The 17,361-nt window shown below is 42.8% G+C and carries 19 protein-coding genes; 18 read left to right on the top strand and 1 reads right to left on the bottom strand.

Going from position 1 to position 17,361, the window contains the following annotated elements:
• The first annotated feature begins 571 nt into the window (after nt 1-571).
• The 16 genes from mnmG (at nt 572) to FLAVO9R_RS20090 (ending at nt 15,017) form a co-directional block, all read left to right on the top strand.
• Nucleotides 572-2,473: a tRNA uridine-5-carboxymethylaminomethyl(34) synthesis enzyme MnmG gene (gene mnmG, locus FLAVO9R_RS20165; RefSeq protein ID WP_159534247.1), complete on the top strand. Its 1,902-nt coding sequence runs from the start codon at nt 572-574 to the stop codon at nt 2,471-2,473.
• Between the two features lie 14 nt (nt 2,474-2,487).
• Nucleotides 2,488-3,132 (top strand): 16S rRNA (guanine(527)-N(7))-methyltransferase RsmG, encoded by a 645-nt coding sequence (rsmG, locus tag FLAVO9R_RS20160; RefSeq protein WP_159534245.1) that lies wholly within the window; start codon nt 2,488-2,490, stop codon nt 3,130-3,132.
• Between the two features lie 11 nt (nt 3,133-3,143).
• Nucleotides 3,144-3,938: a ParA family protein gene (locus FLAVO9R_RS20155; protein ID WP_013786818.1), complete on the top strand. Its 795-nt coding sequence runs from the start codon at nt 3,144-3,146 to the stop codon at nt 3,936-3,938.
• A 49-nt stretch (nt 3,939-3,987) separates the two neighbouring features.
• Nucleotides 3,988-4,866, top strand: a complete 879-nt coding sequence (locus tag FLAVO9R_RS20150; RefSeq protein ID WP_159534243.1) for a ParB/RepB/Spo0J family partition protein — start codon at nt 3,988-3,990, stop codon at nt 4,864-4,866.
• A 205-nt stretch (nt 4,867-5,071) separates the two neighbouring features.
• Nucleotides 5,072-5,455 carry an ATP synthase subunit I gene (locus FLAVO9R_RS20145; protein ID WP_159534241.1) on the top strand — a complete coding sequence of 128 codons (384 nt, stop codon included), beginning with the start codon at nt 5,072-5,074 and terminating at the stop codon, nt 5,453-5,455.
• Nucleotides 5,456-5,554: 99 nt separating this feature from the next.
• Entirely contained in the window at nt 5,555-6,388 is an 834-nt protein-coding gene (gene atpB / locus FLAVO9R_RS20140) for a F0F1 ATP synthase subunit A (protein WP_013786815.1), read from the top strand.
• Between the two features lie 104 nt (nt 6,389-6,492).
• Nucleotides 6,493-6,714: a F0F1 ATP synthase subunit C gene (gene atpE / locus FLAVO9R_RS20135; protein WP_012520222.1), complete on the top strand. Its 222-nt coding sequence runs from the start codon at nt 6,493-6,495 to the stop codon at nt 6,712-6,714.
• Nucleotides 6,715-6,759: 45 nt separating this feature from the next.
• Nucleotides 6,760-7,230, top strand: a complete 471-nt coding sequence (gene atpF / locus FLAVO9R_RS20130) for a F0F1 ATP synthase subunit B (protein ID WP_013786814.1) — start codon at nt 6,760-6,762, stop codon at nt 7,228-7,230.
• Nucleotides 7,231-7,244: 14 nt separating this feature from the next.
• On the top strand, nt 7,245-7,778 hold the full coding sequence (atpH, locus tag FLAVO9R_RS20125; RefSeq protein ID WP_159534239.1) for a F0F1 ATP synthase subunit delta: 534 nt from the start codon (nt 7,245-7,247) through the stop codon (nt 7,776-7,778).
• A 13-nt stretch (nt 7,779-7,791) separates the two neighbouring features.
• Nucleotides 7,792-9,333 (top strand): F0F1 ATP synthase subunit alpha, encoded by a 1,542-nt coding sequence (gene atpA, locus FLAVO9R_RS20120; protein WP_013786812.1) that lies wholly within the window; start codon nt 7,792-7,794, stop codon nt 9,331-9,333.
• A gap of 62 nt (nt 9,334-9,395) precedes the next feature.
• Complete coding sequence (gene atpG / locus FLAVO9R_RS20115; protein WP_013786811.1) at nt 9,396-10,256, top strand: F0F1 ATP synthase subunit gamma; 861 nt, start codon at nt 9,396-9,398, stop codon at nt 10,254-10,256.
• 33 nt (nt 10,257-10,289) lie between these two features.
• Nucleotides 10,290-11,675: a F0F1 ATP synthase subunit beta gene (atpD, locus tag FLAVO9R_RS20110; RefSeq protein ID WP_013786810.1), complete on the top strand. Its 1,386-nt coding sequence runs from the start codon at nt 10,290-10,292 to the stop codon at nt 11,673-11,675.
• A 58-nt stretch (nt 11,676-11,733) separates the two neighbouring features.
• The gene (locus tag FLAVO9R_RS20105; RefSeq protein ID WP_159534238.1) at nt 11,734-12,150 is read left to right on the top strand and encodes a F0F1 ATP synthase subunit epsilon; all 417 of its coding nucleotides are present in this window, start codon (nt 11,734-11,736) and stop codon (nt 12,148-12,150) included.
• 198 nt (nt 12,151-12,348) lie between these two features.
• Nucleotides 12,349-13,263, top strand: a complete 915-nt coding sequence (locus FLAVO9R_RS20100; RefSeq protein ID WP_159534236.1) for a hypothetical protein — start codon at nt 12,349-12,351, stop codon at nt 13,261-13,263.
• A gap of 152 nt (nt 13,264-13,415) precedes the next feature.
• On the top strand, nt 13,416-14,372 hold the full coding sequence (locus FLAVO9R_RS20095) for a hypothetical protein (RefSeq protein ID WP_159534234.1): 957 nt from the start codon (nt 13,416-13,418) through the stop codon (nt 14,370-14,372).
• Between the two features lie 42 nt (nt 14,373-14,414).
• Nucleotides 14,415-15,017 (top strand): glutathione S-transferase family protein, encoded by a 603-nt coding sequence (locus FLAVO9R_RS20090; protein ID WP_159534232.1) that lies wholly within the window; start codon nt 14,415-14,417, stop codon nt 15,015-15,017.
• On the opposite strand, the gene FLAVO9R_RS20085 is transcribed toward FLAVO9R_RS20090, so the two are convergent.
• A complete protein-coding gene (locus FLAVO9R_RS20085) occupies nt 15,018-15,599 on the bottom strand; it encodes a tRNA-uridine aminocarboxypropyltransferase (RefSeq protein ID WP_159534230.1) in 582 nt (193 codons plus the stop codon).
• 60 nt (nt 15,600-15,659) lie between these two features.
• Here FLAVO9R_RS20085 and FLAVO9R_RS20080 point away from each other — a divergent pair, with 60 nt between their 5' ends.
• Together FLAVO9R_RS20080 and FLAVO9R_RS20075 are read left to right on the top strand one after the other, a co-directional pair.
• A complete protein-coding gene (locus FLAVO9R_RS20080) occupies nt 15,660-15,998 on the top strand; it encodes an MGMT family protein (RefSeq protein ID WP_159534228.1) in 339 nt (112 codons plus the stop codon).
• A 74-nt stretch (nt 15,999-16,072) separates the two neighbouring features.
• Nucleotides 16,073-17,266: an HD-GYP domain-containing protein gene (locus FLAVO9R_RS20075; RefSeq protein ID WP_159534226.1), complete on the top strand. Its 1,194-nt coding sequence runs from the start codon at nt 16,073-16,075 to the stop codon at nt 17,264-17,266.
• Nucleotides 17,267-17,361: the final 95 nt, after the last annotated feature.

Here is a 17,361-nt window from a genome sequence, read left to right as displayed (position 1 = left end):
CTGATCACATAATAAAAGATAATGAGTGATCATATGATCCACTCAAAAATTGTGGAAAGATCTCATCCACAGTTAGATCGCTCTGAAAGCCATATTCTATGCTTAGTTAACGATCTAACAGTAGTATTAACCAACATTTTATCCCCAATGCGATCACATCTTGATCAGTGCTGTGGATAGGATCCTACAAACCACTGTGTATAAGCTCTTACTGAAGAATGAGTAACTTTATTCACAATTGCCCATGTGGATAACTAAGGGGTTTATACACAAGATTATGAGGGGGTTATCGATCTGTATTACACAACCTTTTAGATCGTGTAACTTCATGATCTGAAACTGCTTTAAAGGGTTACTAACAGATCTTGCTGATCCTAATAATAATAAAAATAAACAGATCTATATAAGATCTTAAGATCAATAGAGCCAGGTCGAAAAGAAATGAGCAACAGCATTGAAGAAAATTTAACCATTTTCTTTATGCAATAAGTCAGCTAAAATACGCGCCCTTTTTTCGACTTGTACAGAAAAGAAAAAAGTTACTCCATTTACGTTAATAGTGAGGTTCGATATGTATTACACCCAAGCATTTGATGTCATCGTAGTCGGTGGTGGTCATGCTGGAACAGAAGCTGCGCTAGCTGCTGCTCGCATGGGATCAAACACCTTACTGTTAACTCATAACATTGAAACCATTGGACAGATGTCTTGTAACCCAGCGATCGGTGGGATCGGCAAAGGTCATTTGGTAAAAGAAATTGACGCACTTGGTGGTGCAATGGGTTTGGCTGCCGATCAAGGTGGTATTCAGTTTAGAACGCTAAATTCAAGCAAAGGACCAGCTGTACGAGCAACGCGTGCTCAGGCTGACAGAACCCTTTACCGCCAAGCCATTCGTAAAATTGTAGAAAGCCAAGAAAACCTCACGTTGTTTCAACAAAGCGTTGACGATCTTGTCGTTGAAAACGATCAGGTGACTGGTGTGGTTACCCAAATGGGGCTAAAATTTAAAGCCAAAACCGTGGTACTCACAGTAGGAACCTTCTTAGGCGGCACGATTCACATAGGCCTTGAGAACTATCGTGGTGGACGCGCAGGCGATCCCCCTTCGATAGCCCTCGCAGATCGTTTACGTGCCTTACCGTTTCGTGTAGACCGCTTAAAAACCGGTACACCTGCACGATTAGATGCCCGTTCGTTAGATTTTAGTGTGATGCAGGCACAACCTGGTGATAACCCAACACCGGTATTTTCGTTCATGGGCAACCGTGAAATGCATCCACAACAGATCCCGTGTTACATCACGCACACTAACGAAAAAACACATGATATTATTCGAGGCGGACTTGATCGCTCTCCTATGTTCACTGGCGTAATTGAAGGTATTGGCCCTCGTTACTGCCCAAGCATTGAAGATAAGATCACTCGTTTTGCAGACAAAGATTCGCATCAAATTTTTGTTGAGCCAGAAGGGTTAAATAGCATTGAGGTTTACCCAAATGGTATTTCAACAAGCTTGCCTTTCGATATTCAAATGAATCTTGTACGCTCAATCAAAGGTTTTGAGAACGCGCATATTGTTCGTCCAGGCTATGCGATTGAATATGATTTCTTTGATCCTAGAGATTTGAAACAAACTTTAGAAAATAAATTTATCAAAGGTTTGTTTTTTGCTGGCCAAATTAATGGCACAACCGGGTACGAAGAAGCGGGTGCACAAGGCCTAATTGCTGGCGCAAATGCGTCGCTTCAAGCACAAGAAAAAGATCCGCTTATTTTGCGTCGCGATCAAGCCTACATGGGTGTATTGATTGACGACCTGGCAACCATGGGAACGAAAGAACCTTACCGTATGTTTACAAGCCGTGCAGAATATCGATTACTGCTTCGAGAAGATAACGCCGATAGCCGCCTAACCGCGCTAGGTCGTGAGATAGGTTTGGTAGATGATGCACGTTGGGCGGCATACAACACTAAGATGGAAGCGGTTGAAGGTGAATTGCAACGCCTGCGCGGTCAATGGGTACATAAAGATCATGGTGCTACGCCAGCACTTAACACCCTGCTTAAAACGCCAGTAAGCAAAGAGCATTCGCTAGAAGAACTGATACGTCGACCTGAAATGACCTATCGTCAATTGATGGAGATTGAAAGTATTGGGCCTGGTTTAACCGATCCCATTGCGGCAGAACAAGTTGAGATCCAAATTAAATACGCTGGTTATATTGCCCGTCAAATGGACGAAATAGCCAAAACACAGCGTCACGAGAATTCACTGTTACCGGTTGATCTCGATTTTACTAAGATCTCTGGTTTATCAAACGAAGTGGTAGCGAAACTCACAGAAGCGAGACCTGAAACCATAGGTAAAGCGTCGCGCATCTCTGGAATTACACCGGCCGCTATTTCCTTGCTTTTGGTGTATTTGAAAAAGCACGGCATGTTAAGAAAACACGATAAATTAAGCGCTTAAGCAGATTTCAATTTATGAGTATAGAGCAAGAATTACACGAAATACTGGCCTCGGGCCTTGCGGCACAATCACTTCAATTAAGCGATGATCAGCAAGCAAAGCTAGTGGGCTTTGTATTATTGATTGATAAATGGAACAAAGCGTACAACCTGACATCGGTGCGTGATCCGAAAAAAATGATGGTAAAACATATTTTGGACTCATTAGCGATATATCCATATTTAGCTAAACATGAGGCCAAACACATCAGTGACGTAGGCACAGGCCCGGGTTTGCCAGGTATGCCACTTGCGATTGCGTTTCCCGATACGGCGTTTACGTTACTAGATAGTTTGGGTAAGCGCGTTCGGTTTATGACCCAATGTGTCCATGCCCTCAAATTATCTAATGTGACGCCTGTTCAAAGTCGTGTTGAAGCACATACCCCAGCGCAACCGTATGATATAGTACTTAGCCGAGCGTTCGCTTCGTTAAAAGATATGTTGCACTGGTGCCAACATCTGGTAAATTCAGACGGGCAGTTCCTTGCACTTAAAGGGCAGTTTCCAGAAGACGAATTAAAAGAAGTGAGTGATCACTATCAGGTGATCAAAACGGAAAGTCTCACTGTTCCGAATCTGGTGGGCGAACGACACCTCGTTTGGATTAAAAAGGCATAACAGGACTTATTGTGGCAAAGGTAATCGCGATCGCGAATCAAAAAGGTGGTGTGGGTAAAACCACTACTGCAGTGAATGTTGCAGCATCAATGGCTGCAACAAAACGTAAAGTGCTACTGATTGATCTTGATCCACAAGGTAACGCAACCATGGGAAGCGGCGTCGACAAATACGATGTTCACGCTACCGCGTTTGAATTGCTTATCGAAGAACAACCTATCAACGATGTTATTGTAAAAAATACAGCGGGTAAATTTGATTTAGTGGCTGCGAACGGTGACGTGACGGCAGCTGAAATTAAGTTGATGGAAATGTTTGCCCGTGAAGTACGTCTTAGAAATGCGTTAAAACCTGTTCTTGATTACTACGATTTTATCTTTATTGACTGCCCTCCTTCACTAAACCAACTTACGGTGAATGCATTAGCTGCGGCTGATTCAGTCATGGTACCGATGCAATGTGAATATTACGCACTCGAAGGGTTAACGGCGTTAATGGATACCATTCAAAAACTCGCATCAGTGGTAAATCCTGAATTGAAGATTGAAGGGGTATTGCGTACTATGTACGACCCTCGTAATCGCCTTGCCAACGACGTTTCCGAACAGCTTAAACGTCACTTTGGTGAGCAAGTATATCGTACTGTCATTCCGCGCAACGTGCGCCTAGCTGAAGCGCCAAGTTTCGGTACACCGGCGATGTACTACGATAAGTCTTCTACAGGGGCTAAAGCATATTTAGCATTGGCGGGTGAAATTCTTCGTCGTCGTGATAAATCTGCGCCAAGTCAGGCGAAAGCCAGTTAAATTATAATAAAGCGTAATGCATATCAGCAAATAGGCCATTGAGGGAAATATGTCAGCAAGAAAAAGAGGGCTAGGTCGCGGTTTGGATGCGCTATTAGCAACCAGTCAATCGACGTCGCAAAGAGAAACAGATGCTGCGGCGACAGAAGCTACACAAAGCGAACTTAGTAAATTACCTATAGAATTTCTTGTGCCTGGCAAGTATCAGCCTCGCAAAGACATGTCACCTGATGCCCTTGAAGACCTTGCTTCCTCTATTCGTGCCCAAGGTGTTATTCAACCCATTGTTGTTCGTAAAGTTGACGACAACAAGTACGAAATTATTGCGGGTGAACGTCGCTGGCGTGCATCGCAACTTGCGCAATTGGATGAAGTACCTTGTCTTGTTAAAGATGTACCTGATGAGGCCGCGGTTGCCATCGCACTAATTGAGAATATTCAGCGTGAAGATTTAAACGCGATGGAAGAGGCGCAAGCATTAGACCGTCTAATGAATGAATTCTCCTTAACCCACCAAGAAGTTGCTGAAGCTGTGGGTAAATCTCGTACAACCGTGACTAACTTGCTTCGCCTTAACAATCTTAATGATGACGTTAAGTTGCTAGTTGAGCATGGTGATATTGAAATGGGTCATGCGCGCGCATTACTAGCCCTTGATGGCAATCAGCAATCAGAAGCGGCAAATGTTGTTTCGGGTAAAGGTTTAACGGTTCGTGATACAGAAAAGCTGGTCAAAAAGCTACTTGAACCAGAAAAACCGAAGCAAGAGAAGCAAATTGATCCTGATGTGCAAAACCTTATGACCCGACTTTCAGAAAATTTAGGGGCGCCGGTAACAATAGACCATAACGCAAAAGGGAAAGGTAAATTAGTCATTAGCTTCGACGATTTACAACAGTTAGACGGAATAATAACTAAAATTCAATAGGTTATATTTCTGTGCTGAAAGGAAGTTAGCATAAATATTGCGATCATTCATTCCTAAAGCTTCGGCTGTGGACAGCCTCCTTTCCGGTTATAGCGTTAGAATATTTTCAGAATAGCTTTCAAAATGCGATGTACTGTTGAAAAATGTCGGTAAAACAGTATACTTCTGACGCTTTTCGTTAGACATGAACAAGCAGTAGGGCAACGTGAAAAACAAGTTAGCTGAACACGGATTATTTATTGCCAAAAAAGGCATTCTGGTTCAGGTAGTCACGGCACTAGTAATAACCCTTTTGGCGGGGATTATCGCAGGGCAACATTCTGCAATATCAGCCGCTGCTGGCGCAGTGATAAGCATACTGCCAACAGCCATATTTTCAGGGTTTGCATTTAAATATGCTGGTGCAAGTAAAAACGAACTTGTTGCCCAAAGTTTTAGCCAAGGTTCAAAATTGAAACTGGCACTGACAATCATTTTATTTGTAGTGACATTTGCAGGCCTAAATGCCTCGCCGCTAGAAGTTTTTGTGGCCTATGTCGTTACAACCGCCAGTCATACACTGGCCATGTTCCGTTATGGTACGAAGTAGTCAAACAATAACGATTAATAAATAACTACTGAATACTTGCTTACGAATATGTACTGGAACCAGTCACCAATTTTTACACTTTACAACTTAGGTTAAACAATGGCATCTGAATACACTACCTCAGAATATATCAAGCACCACTTGACCAATGCCACCATGTGCTCAACCGACAACGGAATTGCTTTTAACAAAGCATGCTCTGATGCAGGTTTTTGGGCGTGGCATGTCGACACACTGGCCTGGTCAATTGGCCTTGGCATACTATTTCTTGTTGTTTTTAGAAGCGTAGCTTCGAAAGCCACTACTGGCGTTCCTGGTAAAATGCAGGCGTTTGTGGAATTGGTTATTGAGTTCGTTGACGACAACGTGAAAAGTACCTTCCATGGAAGAAGCGCGCTAATTGCGCCACTTGCACTAACTATTTTCGTCTGGGTTTTATTAATGAACTTGATGGATTTAGTGCCAGTTGACCTTATTCCTTGGATTGCCGGTCTTGTGGGTCAGCATGCGTTCGGTATGGACCCTCATGATGTTTACATGAAGGCTGTGCCTACTACTGACCTTAACCTAACGTTTGCATTAGCGTCTGGCGTGTTCATCCTCATTCTTTTCTATTCAATTAAAATGAAGGGCATCAGCGGTTTTGCGAAAGAACTTACTATGCAACCGTTCGGTCACCCTGTATTCATCCCAGTAAACTTTATTCTGGAATCAGTTACCTTACTTGCACGCCCGCTTTCATTAGCACTGCGTTTATTCGGTAACTTATACGCCAGTGAGCTAATCTTTATCTTGATAGCCACCATTGGTTACTTCCAGTTACCTTTACACTTTATGTGGGCTGTATTCCATATTTTGGTTCTCCCTCTACAAGCGTTTATTTTCATGATGCTAACCATCGTGTACTTAAGCTTGGCGTGTGAAGACCACTAGTAAGCATTGATCCGCGCTGGTAATACCTGGATTGACCGGCGCGGTTAATAACCGAGTTCTACTTTTAACATTAACTTTAAATTTAACTTAAATCGGAGACGTACATGTTATACATCGCAGTTGCACTACTGATCGGTCTTGGTGCCCTTGGTACCGCTATTGGTTTCGGTCTGCTGGGTGGTAAATTCCTAGAATCTGCTGCTCGCCAACCTGAACTAGCACCTCAACTTCAAGTTAAGATGTTCATCGTAGCAGGTCTTATTGACGCTATCGCGATGATCGGTGTTGGTATCGCTCTATACCTATTGTTCGCTGTTGGTGCCTAATTTTACTACACACTTTTTTAGCGAACTTTTAGAGGAGGGGCGATTGTGAATTTTAACGCCACTTTTATTGGTCAATTAATCGCCTTCGCTGTGTTCGTGGTGTTCTGCATGAAATATGTGTGGCCACCGCTGATGGCAGCGATTGAAGAACGTCAGAAGAAAATAGCCGATGGGCTTGAAGCTTCTGAACGGGCAGAGAAAGACTTAGAACTTGCTCAAGCGAAAGCCACTGAGCAAATGAAAGATGCGAAAGCGCAAGCAGCCGAAATTATCGAGCAAGCCAAAAAGCGCGCCAACCAGTTGGTTGACGAAGAAACGCAAAAAGGCCATGCAGAACGCGAGAAGATTATTGCTTCTGGCTACACCGAAATTGAAGCTGAACGCAATCGTGCCAAAGAAGATTTGCGCAAGCAAGTTTCTGCATTAGCAGTAGCTGGCGCACAGCAAATCTTACAACGTGAAATTGATGCTAACGCACAAAACGACATTGTTGAAAAACTTGTCGCTGAGCTTTAAGAGGGAGATGAGCCATGTCTGAATTGACAACCGTTGCTCGTCCTTACGCTAAAGCAGCTTTCGATTTCGCCGTCGAGAAGAATGCCATTGCGAAGTGGCAAGAAATGCTGACCTTTGCAGGTGCAGTAGCACAAAACGATGATATGCATCAGTTGTTATCTGGCGCAGTAGCTGCAGATACTCTAGCTGACGTTTTCATCAATGTTTGTGGTGAGCAACTCGATGATCATGGCCAGAACCTTGTAAAGGTACTGGCTGAAAATAAACGTTTAGCCGCGTTGCCTGAAATTTCAAATGTGTTTGATGCGTTTAAAGCTGATTACGACAAAGAAATTGAAGTAGACGTAACTTCAGCCTCTGCGCTGAACGATGCACAGAAAACCGATTTGGTTGCATCGTTGGAAAAACGTTTGGCACGTAAAGTGAAGCTTAATTGTAACGTGAATCCTGACCTGATCGCTGGAATGGTTATTAAAGCCGGCGATACAGTAATAGATGGTTCCGTAAAATCGAAATTGAACCGTCTAGCAGACGCGTTGCAAGCATAACGGGGATAAGAGCATGCAACTTAATTCCACTGAAATTGCTGAACTGATCAAGAAAAGAATTGAACAGTTCAATGTAAGCAGTGAAGCACGCAATGAAGGTACTATCGTCGCAGTTACTGACGGTATTATCCGCATTCATGGCCTTGCCGATGTAATGCAAGGTGAAATGATTGAGCTTCCTGGAAGCCGCTACGCTATTGCACTAAACCTTGAGCGAGACTCTGTAGGTGCGGTTGTAATGGGTCCATATGCGGATTTACAGGAAGGCGTAAAAGTACAATCTACAGGCCGTATTCTTGAAGTACCTGTTGGTAATGCCCTACTAGGTCGTGTTGTAAACACACTTGGTGAGCCTATCGACGGTAAAGGCGCCATTGATGCAGCTGGCTTTGAGCCAGTTGAAAAGATTGCACCTGGTGTAATCGAGCGTCAATCAGTAGATCAGCCAATCCAAACTGGTTATAAGTCAGTTGATGCCATGATCCCAGTGGGTCGTGGTCAGCGTGAACTTATCATCGGCGACCGCCAGTGTGGTAAAACCGCAATGGCAATTGACGCTATCATCAACCAAAAAGGTACAGGCATTAAATGTGTGTACGTAGCGGTTGGTCAGAAAGCTTCTACTATCGCTAACGTGGTACGTAAGCTTGAAGAGCACGATGCATTGGGTCACACCATTATCGTTGCAGCTTCTGCGTCTGAGTCTGCTGCATTGCAATATCTTGCACCATACTCTGGCTGTACTATGGGCGAATACTTCCGTGACCGCGGTGAAGATGCGCTAATCGTATATGATGATTTGTCTAAGCAAGCTGTTGCTTATCGTCAAATTTCATTGCTACTTAAGCGTCCTCCTGGTCGTGAAGCATACCCTGGTGACGTTTTCTATCTTCACTCTCGTTTGCTAGAACGTGCTGCTCGTGTAAACGAACAATACGTTGAGCGTTATACAAACGGTGAAGTGAAAGGCAAAACCGGTTCATTAACTGCGCTTCCAATTATCGAAACGCAAGCTGGTGACGTATCTGCTTTCGTACCTACCAACGTAATCTCGATTACAGATGGTCAGATCTTCCTAGAAACTGACTTGTTTAACGCAGGTATCCGTCCAGCGGTTAACGCTGGTGTATCGGTATCTCGTGTTGGTGGTGCTGCGCAAACTAAAATTATCAAGAAGTTGGGCGGTGGTATTCGTCTTGCACTTGCTCAGTATCGTGAATTGGCGGCATTCTCGCAGTTCGCATCTGACCTTGATGATGCAACCCGTGAGCAACTTGAGCACGGTGAGCGCGTAACAGAGCTAATGAAACAGAAACAATATGCACCACTATCTATTGCAGATATGGGCGTATCATTGTTCGCGGTTGAAAAAGGTTTCCTTAAGGACGTAGAGCTTAACAAAATCTTAGATTTTGAAGCTGCTCTTCATTCTTACATGAACAGCGAAAACGCTGACCTTATGAAGACTATCAACGAAACTGGTAACTTCAACGACGAAATCGCCGCTAAGTTAGCTGACGCTTTAACACAATTTAAAGCGACACAAACTTGGTAATCAATGCAGCCGATGATGTGTAAACACCATCGGCTTCACGTTGAGTAATCGGAGAAATAGTCATGGCCAGCGGTAAAGAAATAAAAGGTAAGATTGGGAGTATTAAAAATACTCAAAAGATTACCAGTGCAATGGAAATGGTTGCTGCGTCCAAAATGAAACGGGCGCAAGAACGTATGGCCTCTGGCCGTCCATATGCGCAAAACATGCTAAAAGTGATTGGTCACATTGCTAACGGTAACCTTGAGTTCCGCCATCCTTATTTGGAAGAGCGTGAAGTTAAGCGCGTCGGCTACATTGTGATTTCCACTGACCGAGGCTTGTGTGGTGGCTTAAACAGTAATGAATTTAAGCTTGTCACTCAGGACGTCAAAAAATGGCGTGACCAAGGTGTAGAAGTGGACTTCGCTGCATTAGGTTCAAAAGCGTGCTCCTTCTTCAACCGTTTTGGTGGCACTTTGCTTGCCGCTGAATCTGGATTGGGTGATAAGCCGTCTGCGAGCGATGTAGTAGGTGTTGTACGTGTAATGCTTAAAGCTTACGACGAAGGCAAATTAGACCGAGTTTTCTTGGTATTTAATGACTTCGTCAACACCATGACACAGAGCCCTGTGATCAATCAGTTATTGCCTTTGCCAAAGTCTGAAGACGAAGAATATAAGCATCGTTGGGACTACATTTACGAACCAGATCCAAAAGAAATTTTGGAAGCATTGATGGTACGTTACATTGAGTCTCAGGTGTATCAGGGTGTTGTAGAAAACGCGGCGTCAGAACAGGCTGCGCGAATGGTTGCCATGAAGGCAGCAACCGACAACGCTGGCGACTTAATTGATGAGTTGCAACTGATATATAACAAAGCGCGTCAAGCTGCAATCACACAAGAAATTAGTGAGATTGTGAGCGGTGCCGCAGCGGTGTAGGCAAAGGTTTCTAAAAGATAACGAGGACAAATTATGAGTCAAGGTAAGGTCGTCCAAATCATTGGCGCCGTTGTGGACATTGAGTTTCCACAAACTGCGGTACCAAGAGTTTATGACGCACTACGAGTTACCGAAGGTGGCTTGTCTGGGTTAACCCTAGAAGTGCAACAACAATTAGGTGGCGGTGTAGTTCGCTCTATCGCCCTAGGTTCTACTGATGGCTTACAGCGCGGTTTGGCTGTAGAGAACACTGAAAACCCTATTATGGTTCCAGTGGGTACAGCTACTCTTGGCCGTATCATGGACGTATTGGGTAACCCAATCGACGAAGCAGGCCCAATTGGCGAAGAAGACCGTATGTCTATTCACCGTGCAGCGCCTAGCTACGAAGATCAGTCTAGCTCAGTAGAATTACTAGAAACTGGTATCAAAGTAATCGACTTAGTTTGCCCATTCGCTAAGGGTGGTAAAGTTGGTCTATTCGGTGGTGCTGGTGTAGGTAAAACGGTAAACATGATGGAGCTTATCCGTAACATCGCAATCGAACACAGTGGTTTCTCTGTATTCGCCGGTGTTGGTGAGCGTACTCGTGAAGGTAACGATTTCTATCATGAAATGAACGACTCTAACGTACTTGATAAAGTATCGTTGGTTTACGGCCAAATGAATGAGCCTCCTGGTAACCGTTTACGTGTTGCTTTGACAGGTCTTACAATGGCTGAGAAGTTCCGTGACGAAGGTCGTGACGTACTATTCTTCGTAGATAACATCTACCGTTATACCCTAGCAGGTACTGAAGTATCAGCACTTCTAGGTCGTATGCCGTCTGCGGTAGGTTACCAACCTACGCTTGCAGAAGAGATGGGTGTACTTCAAGAACGTATTACGTCAACGAAGACGGGTTCAATCACTTCAATCCAAGCGGTATACGTACCAGCGGATGATTTGACAGATCCATCTCCGGCAACAACCTTTGCTCACTTAGACGCAACAGTTGTACTTTCTCGTGATATCGCCTCTCTTGGTATCTACCCTGCGGTAGACCCACTAGATTCAACTTCACGTCAGCTTGACCCTCTTGTTATTGGTCAAGAGCACTACGACGTAGCACGTGGCGTACAAACTGTACTTCAGCGTTATAAAGAGTTGAAAGACATCATTGCCATCCTAGGTATGGACGAGTTGTCTGAAGAAGACAAGCAAGTGGTATCACGTGCTCGTAAAATTCAGCGCTTCCTTTCTCAGCCTTTCTTCGTAGCAGAAGTATTCACTGGCTCTCCAGGTAAATATGTATCGCTTAAAGACACTATCAGTGGCTTTAAAGGTATCCTGGAAGGTGAGTATGACTCTCTACCAGAACAAGCCTTCTACATGGTTGGTTCTATCGAAGAAGCTCAAGAGAAAGCCAATAAAGCATAATTATGCGGCTGACCCTGTCAGCCTATTAATGTGCTAACGTACCTAATCAGGAGGTTCTATGGCAGCAATGACAGTACATTTGGACGTAGTAAGCGCAGAAAAAGAAATTTTTTCTGGTCTTGTTGAAACGATTCAAGTGACAGGTAGCGAAGGTGAACTAGGTATACACCCCGGTCACGCGCCACTTATCTCTGCTATTAAACCTGGTATGGTGCGTTTGGTTAAGCAGTTCGGTGAAGAAGAAGTTATTTACGTTGCAGGTGGTGTACTTGAAGTACAGCCTGGTAACGTCACCGTACTGGCTGATATTGCGGTTCGTGCAGAAGATCTAGACGAGCAAGCAGCAGAAGAAGCCAAACGACGTGCTGAAGAGCACATCGCCAACCCAGGCGCAGACTTTGATTACGCAGAAGCAGCTCAAGAGTTGTCTGAAGCTATCGCACAACTTCGCCTTATTCAGAAGTTACGCAAGTAATCTAATAGCTGTTTATAAAAACCCGCCTAATGGCGGGTTTTTTTATTTGAATTAATACATAAACAGTGTAAATCAAAACGTCAATGGATTAACATAAGGATTGCTGAATATAATGATTGTCTACGCAGATTGTGGCTAATTTGTAGTATTACAAACGCACTCTGTCTGTATCCTCTCGTTAGTAGATACGTTGGTTTTATGAAGATAGCTCCTCCAACTAGTAAACCACAACAGTTTATTGGCTTATTTCCTCTATTAGTTTTATTAGCTATACCGCTATTGAATATGTTTTCGGGGGCTTTTAACTGGCCGGAATCTGGCGATCTGGCTGCTCAGCGAAGCTTTAATTATGCTGTAAGCATTTCATTATTTATTGGCTATTTCTGGTTTGGATTTCGTTACATTCACCAAAACGTAGCAAGCAGTTTAATTTCGTTATTGGTAAAAAAAAATCAGCTAGGTCAGTTTACCGTACACAGGCAAAGGCTAACCAAGGTGTTTCATCACCAAATTATCAACTCGTTAATAATTTCATCTATGTTTTTGGTTGTATTAGTATTTCTAGGCGATGTTAGTAAAGAAAGCTACAGCATCAAAGGCATTTCATTCATCGCATCGTTCGTTACACTTATTCTTCTTACAACCTTATTTTTATTTCAAGTAAGATCAAATGTGACCTACCTACTTAAGCAGGTACTCCCAGGAACCAATAAACCTTCAGACTATTGGGCGTCATTTAGCGTAATAACTAAGCTTTCTCTGACCAATGCCATTATTGCCTTGGGACTATTAACTGTTCTGCCTATCTTTTGGTTCAACGTAGTAGTGTCACCTTTGGAAGTGATAGCGGTAATGAGTTTGTCACTGTTAATGATGGCTTATACGTTTACGCCCTTGTTAAAATTAAAAGCGACGTTGAAACAGCAGAAAATACGAGCCTCAAGCCAAAGTCACAGTGAAAATAGCAATTGTACTAACGATAGTAGGCCGTCGAAGTTGGGCCGTGCCCACAGTGATCTATGCACAAACAGTGATAAACTAAAAACAATAATGGCGGTTGTACTGGTTCCTTTGTCGTGGGGATTGGTTTCAATGGTCGAAACGTTCATTTAATTTGTCGGGCTTGCGGCTAAAATTAAAAGGCGATATTTAAACACTTTTTAAATTTGGTTTGATCTTCAGTTACCCGTATAATTCCGCCTTCAGCGTTTAGTCGACGCGTATACCCCCTTTTCTATTATTATAACTAGCGATAAAAAATTACGATGAAGTTCAGTGCTTACGAGAGTAACCGCAATGTAGTAAGTGTATGGGCGTACCCACTCTTCTTAGTTTTGATTCTCCTACTTATACATAATTGGACGGGCGCATTAACTTGGCCCATTCTAGACGCCGATCATCAACGAGATTTTAATACTGCGTTAGGCACCACGATGCTTTCAGGCTTTTTTTGGCTAACGATTAGAAATGTACATAAGAATGCGGCAAGTACATTAATTGCAGCGTTATTAAGTTTAGAAAAATTAAGCAAGTTTAATCATCATCGCCGTGTTTTAGGTAGGCAGTTCGCTAAACACCTTATGTGGTCAACTTCAATTGGGGTGATCATGCCCGTCGTTTATCTATTATCCGAAGGCTTAGTGACACGAATAGATGAGCCAGAAGTACTTGTTATCGCGCTTACATCAATTCCTTTTTGGTTATTATTAACGCTCTTTATTTTGCAGGTCTTCAGTAATACTCATTATTTGCAGCAGCTTGCATCAACAGAAGAACCAGACTCTATTAAAGAGCTAAACTTGCTGCGAGAAGTATTTGACATGGCCCTTTCTAATACCTTGATAGCGGTCTGTGGATTTGCGTTAACGCCAATTTTTTGGATCAACAAGCCAGTCCCCGTCTTCGATATTGGTGTTCTCACTGTCTATGCCATTTTCATTTCAACGTATTTGTTTTTACCTATGATTATAGTGGCTAAAAGGATGCGTACCGTGTCAAACATAGTCATGAAAGAACAGGAAAGTGAACTTACTCACCTTATTCGTCAGCAAGTAAGCTGCGACGTAAAGCTGTCGTTAAGTAAGAAAATAGAGTCGATAGAAACTAATAAAGAAACCTTACGTAGAATTTTAAGCAAAACCCAAAAGCTAAGATTGCTTATGTGCATGATGCCTTTACCCGCATCTTGGTTTTTCTTTCTGTTTGTAGAATCCTTTTACTAAGGGTAGTTTATAGAGTAAACACATATTCATTAGGAGAGTGAAATGCTGATTTACGGCGATAAACGCTCTGGTAATTGCTATAAATTACAGCTTTTACTAGCATTACTTGGGAAGGCATGTGAGTGGATTGATGTCGATATTCTTAAAGGAGAGTGCCGAACAGATGCTTTTCTAGCGAAGTCCCCTAATGGTAAAATTCCCATTTTAGAACTGGATGATGGGCGTGTGTTGTCTGAGTCTAATGCCATCATGCATTATTTAGCGTCGGGTTCTACGTTTATACCCTCCTCACCTTTTACTTTTGCCACATTGTTGCAATGGCAGTTCTTCGAGCAATACAGTCACGAACCCTATATTGCGGTTGCGCGCTATATCAATCTTTACCTTGGCTTACCCGAAGATAGAAAAGCAGAATATGAGGCGAAGCACGCAGGCGGCTATAGAGCACTTGAAGTAATGGATAAACAACTTAGTCAAACCCCGTTTTTGTTAGGTAATCATGTTTCGCTGGCTGACATCTCATTATTTGCCTATACCCATGTTGCACATGAGGGGGGCTTTGATCTTGCCGCTTATCCAGCGATAAGAAACTGGATAACACTAATTAAAGAGCAAAAAGGGTTTATCCCTATGGGAGCGTTGTGATTAAGTCTCTCGCTGGTGGGCTTTGGGGCCTCTCCAATTATCTTGCATAGCTTCTTGCAGCTCAATGAAAGGCTGAGTATCAATTTTATACAATGTGTTTAATGTGTAGGCCGTTGCTTCAAGAGTTGATAACCCTTCACGAATTCGAGTATGCCTTATTCTATATTGTGTAGCCGGGGCCTGCTCGAAATGAAAGCTTGGTATAGACGATAACCATGGAAATTGCTGCAACACAGCGTAGGCTTGTTTCCAACTACCGTCTATAACCAATAGGTTTTTAAGTGATGAAGCAATATGTTCCCGTTGTGACTCAAGGGCAATACTGTTGTCACTGGGGTATAAAAGAGCTGTTGATTGAGCATTACATGTTGAAGCTAATCTTTCCATTTCGCTACTATTGTCAGTGGTGATTATCTCTACATTGTTAGTACAAAGTTTGATTAATCTCGCGGTGTTCTTAGCATTGGAAGACTCTTTAACATGCTGTATAACGATAACCTTGATGGGTATGCTGACCGAAGAAATAGCGTTGCAAATACAGGTGGTTGTTGGGTAATGACATCGTATACATTTTGTTCTCATAGTATAGATTTGTACTCAAATTTCTTCGGCAGAAAATAGGTAGAATGGATAATATGCAATATGGCTAATGTAGCAGTAGAATCCAGAATATTAAAAACACTTTCAATTGTACCTAGTGGTTATGTCGTCAGCTATGGTCAGTTAGCAGACCTTGCAGGTTTGCCGGGTAGAGCTAGACTTGTAGGAAAGTACTTGAAAGACTCCTATGTTACTACTCATTGGCATCGAGTTGTAAGAGCTGATGGGAAAATAGCATTTCCGTTGGGGTCTGAACCTGCAGAAGAGCAACGTTCATTGCTAGTATCGGAAGGTGTTTTAGTTAGAAACCATAGAGTGAACATGAAAACTTATGGTTGGAAGCCTAGTTTATATACTTTACTCGCAGAACTTGACCAGTAAGTTAAATATTCATGTGTAGCACAATTTATCACCGTTAGGTGTGGCGTTTTTTTAAAAGTGGTACCTCACTCATAATGCTAAAAAAAATCACTATAAAAGACTTAAAGCCAGGGATGTTTGTTCATCAAATACTGGAGCAAAAAGGTCAGCTTTCAGTTAAAAGCCAAGGGCGAGTTACCTCGCAGGCTGTTGCTGATACCCTTAAAAAAAGGGGAGTGTTAACCCTTGTTGTCGATACCGATAAAGCCTTTAGCGTATCATCAACTAAATCTACGCCTACAAACGAAGTACCGGTAAGCAAAAAAGGCGAAGAGAAAGCGCCCAAGGCAAGTCTTGAAAACGAATTGACCCGCGCGACTAAGTTGCATGTACAAGGTAAGCGCATCCAGAAGCAACTTCTTAACAGTGTTAAAAAAACACAGCCCTTTGATAGTAGTATTCCTAAAGAATTTTCAGCGAAGCTGGTTTCGTCGATAGACCGTAATCCCGATGCGTTGCTGTGTTTGACGAAAATTCGTGAAAAAGACGATTACCTCCTAGAGCATTCTTTAAATGTCGCCATATTGCTGGCTAATTTTGGTCGTCATTTAGGGATGTCCGAAAGTGAAGTTCAAGATCTTTCATATTCAGGTTTTCTACATGATTTGGGTAAAATTCAAATACCGGATGAAATTCTGCATAAGCCTGGCCGCTTAACTGATGGTGAAATGGACATCATGAAAGGGCATGTTAAACATGGTGTAGATTATTTAAATGGTACCGACTTAGACAAGACGCTAATTAGAGCTATCAGCGAGCATCATGAGCGCTTAGATGGTTTAGGGTACCCTATGGGCACTAAAGGCGATAATATCAGTCGTGAAGGCCGTATGTTGGCTATTGCGGATGTGTATGATGCCCTAACCGCAGATAGAGTTTACAAATCTGGTATGTCGAGCCAAAAAGCGTTTTCTATTTTACTAAGTGATGCGCCGTCTCAATTGGACTTACCATTGGTACAACAATTTATTAAATGCATGGGTATTTATCCGGTAGGAAGCCTAGTACTGCTGTCGAATGAACGACTTGCCATGGTGATGGAACAAACAGACTCGCCATTAGCGCCTAAAGTTAAGGTATTTTACTCTGTTCGAAATGCACACTTTCTTGAGCCGAAAGATATCGATTTAGCCTCGGAAAAAAACGTTAAGGTCTCAAAAGCGGCTATTGCTTCTGACTATAAAATTGATGTGAAAGCCTTTTTCGAACGCTCGGTATCTATCGGGTAAGCGCTTAAAGAGACTTAAAGAACAAAAATAGCGCGCAAATTCGTCAGGCCTTCGGCATACACTGTCGGGTAAAAGCGACTAAGTAAAAAAGTTGC

Origin of the sequence: Alteromonas sp. 38, assembly GCF_902506055.1 — a bacterium.
Classification (GTDB): domain Bacteria; phylum Pseudomonadota; class Gammaproteobacteria; order Enterobacterales; family Alteromonadaceae; genus Alteromonas; species Alteromonas lipotrueae.
This window is presented reverse-complemented; position numbering and strand designations above follow the sequence as displayed.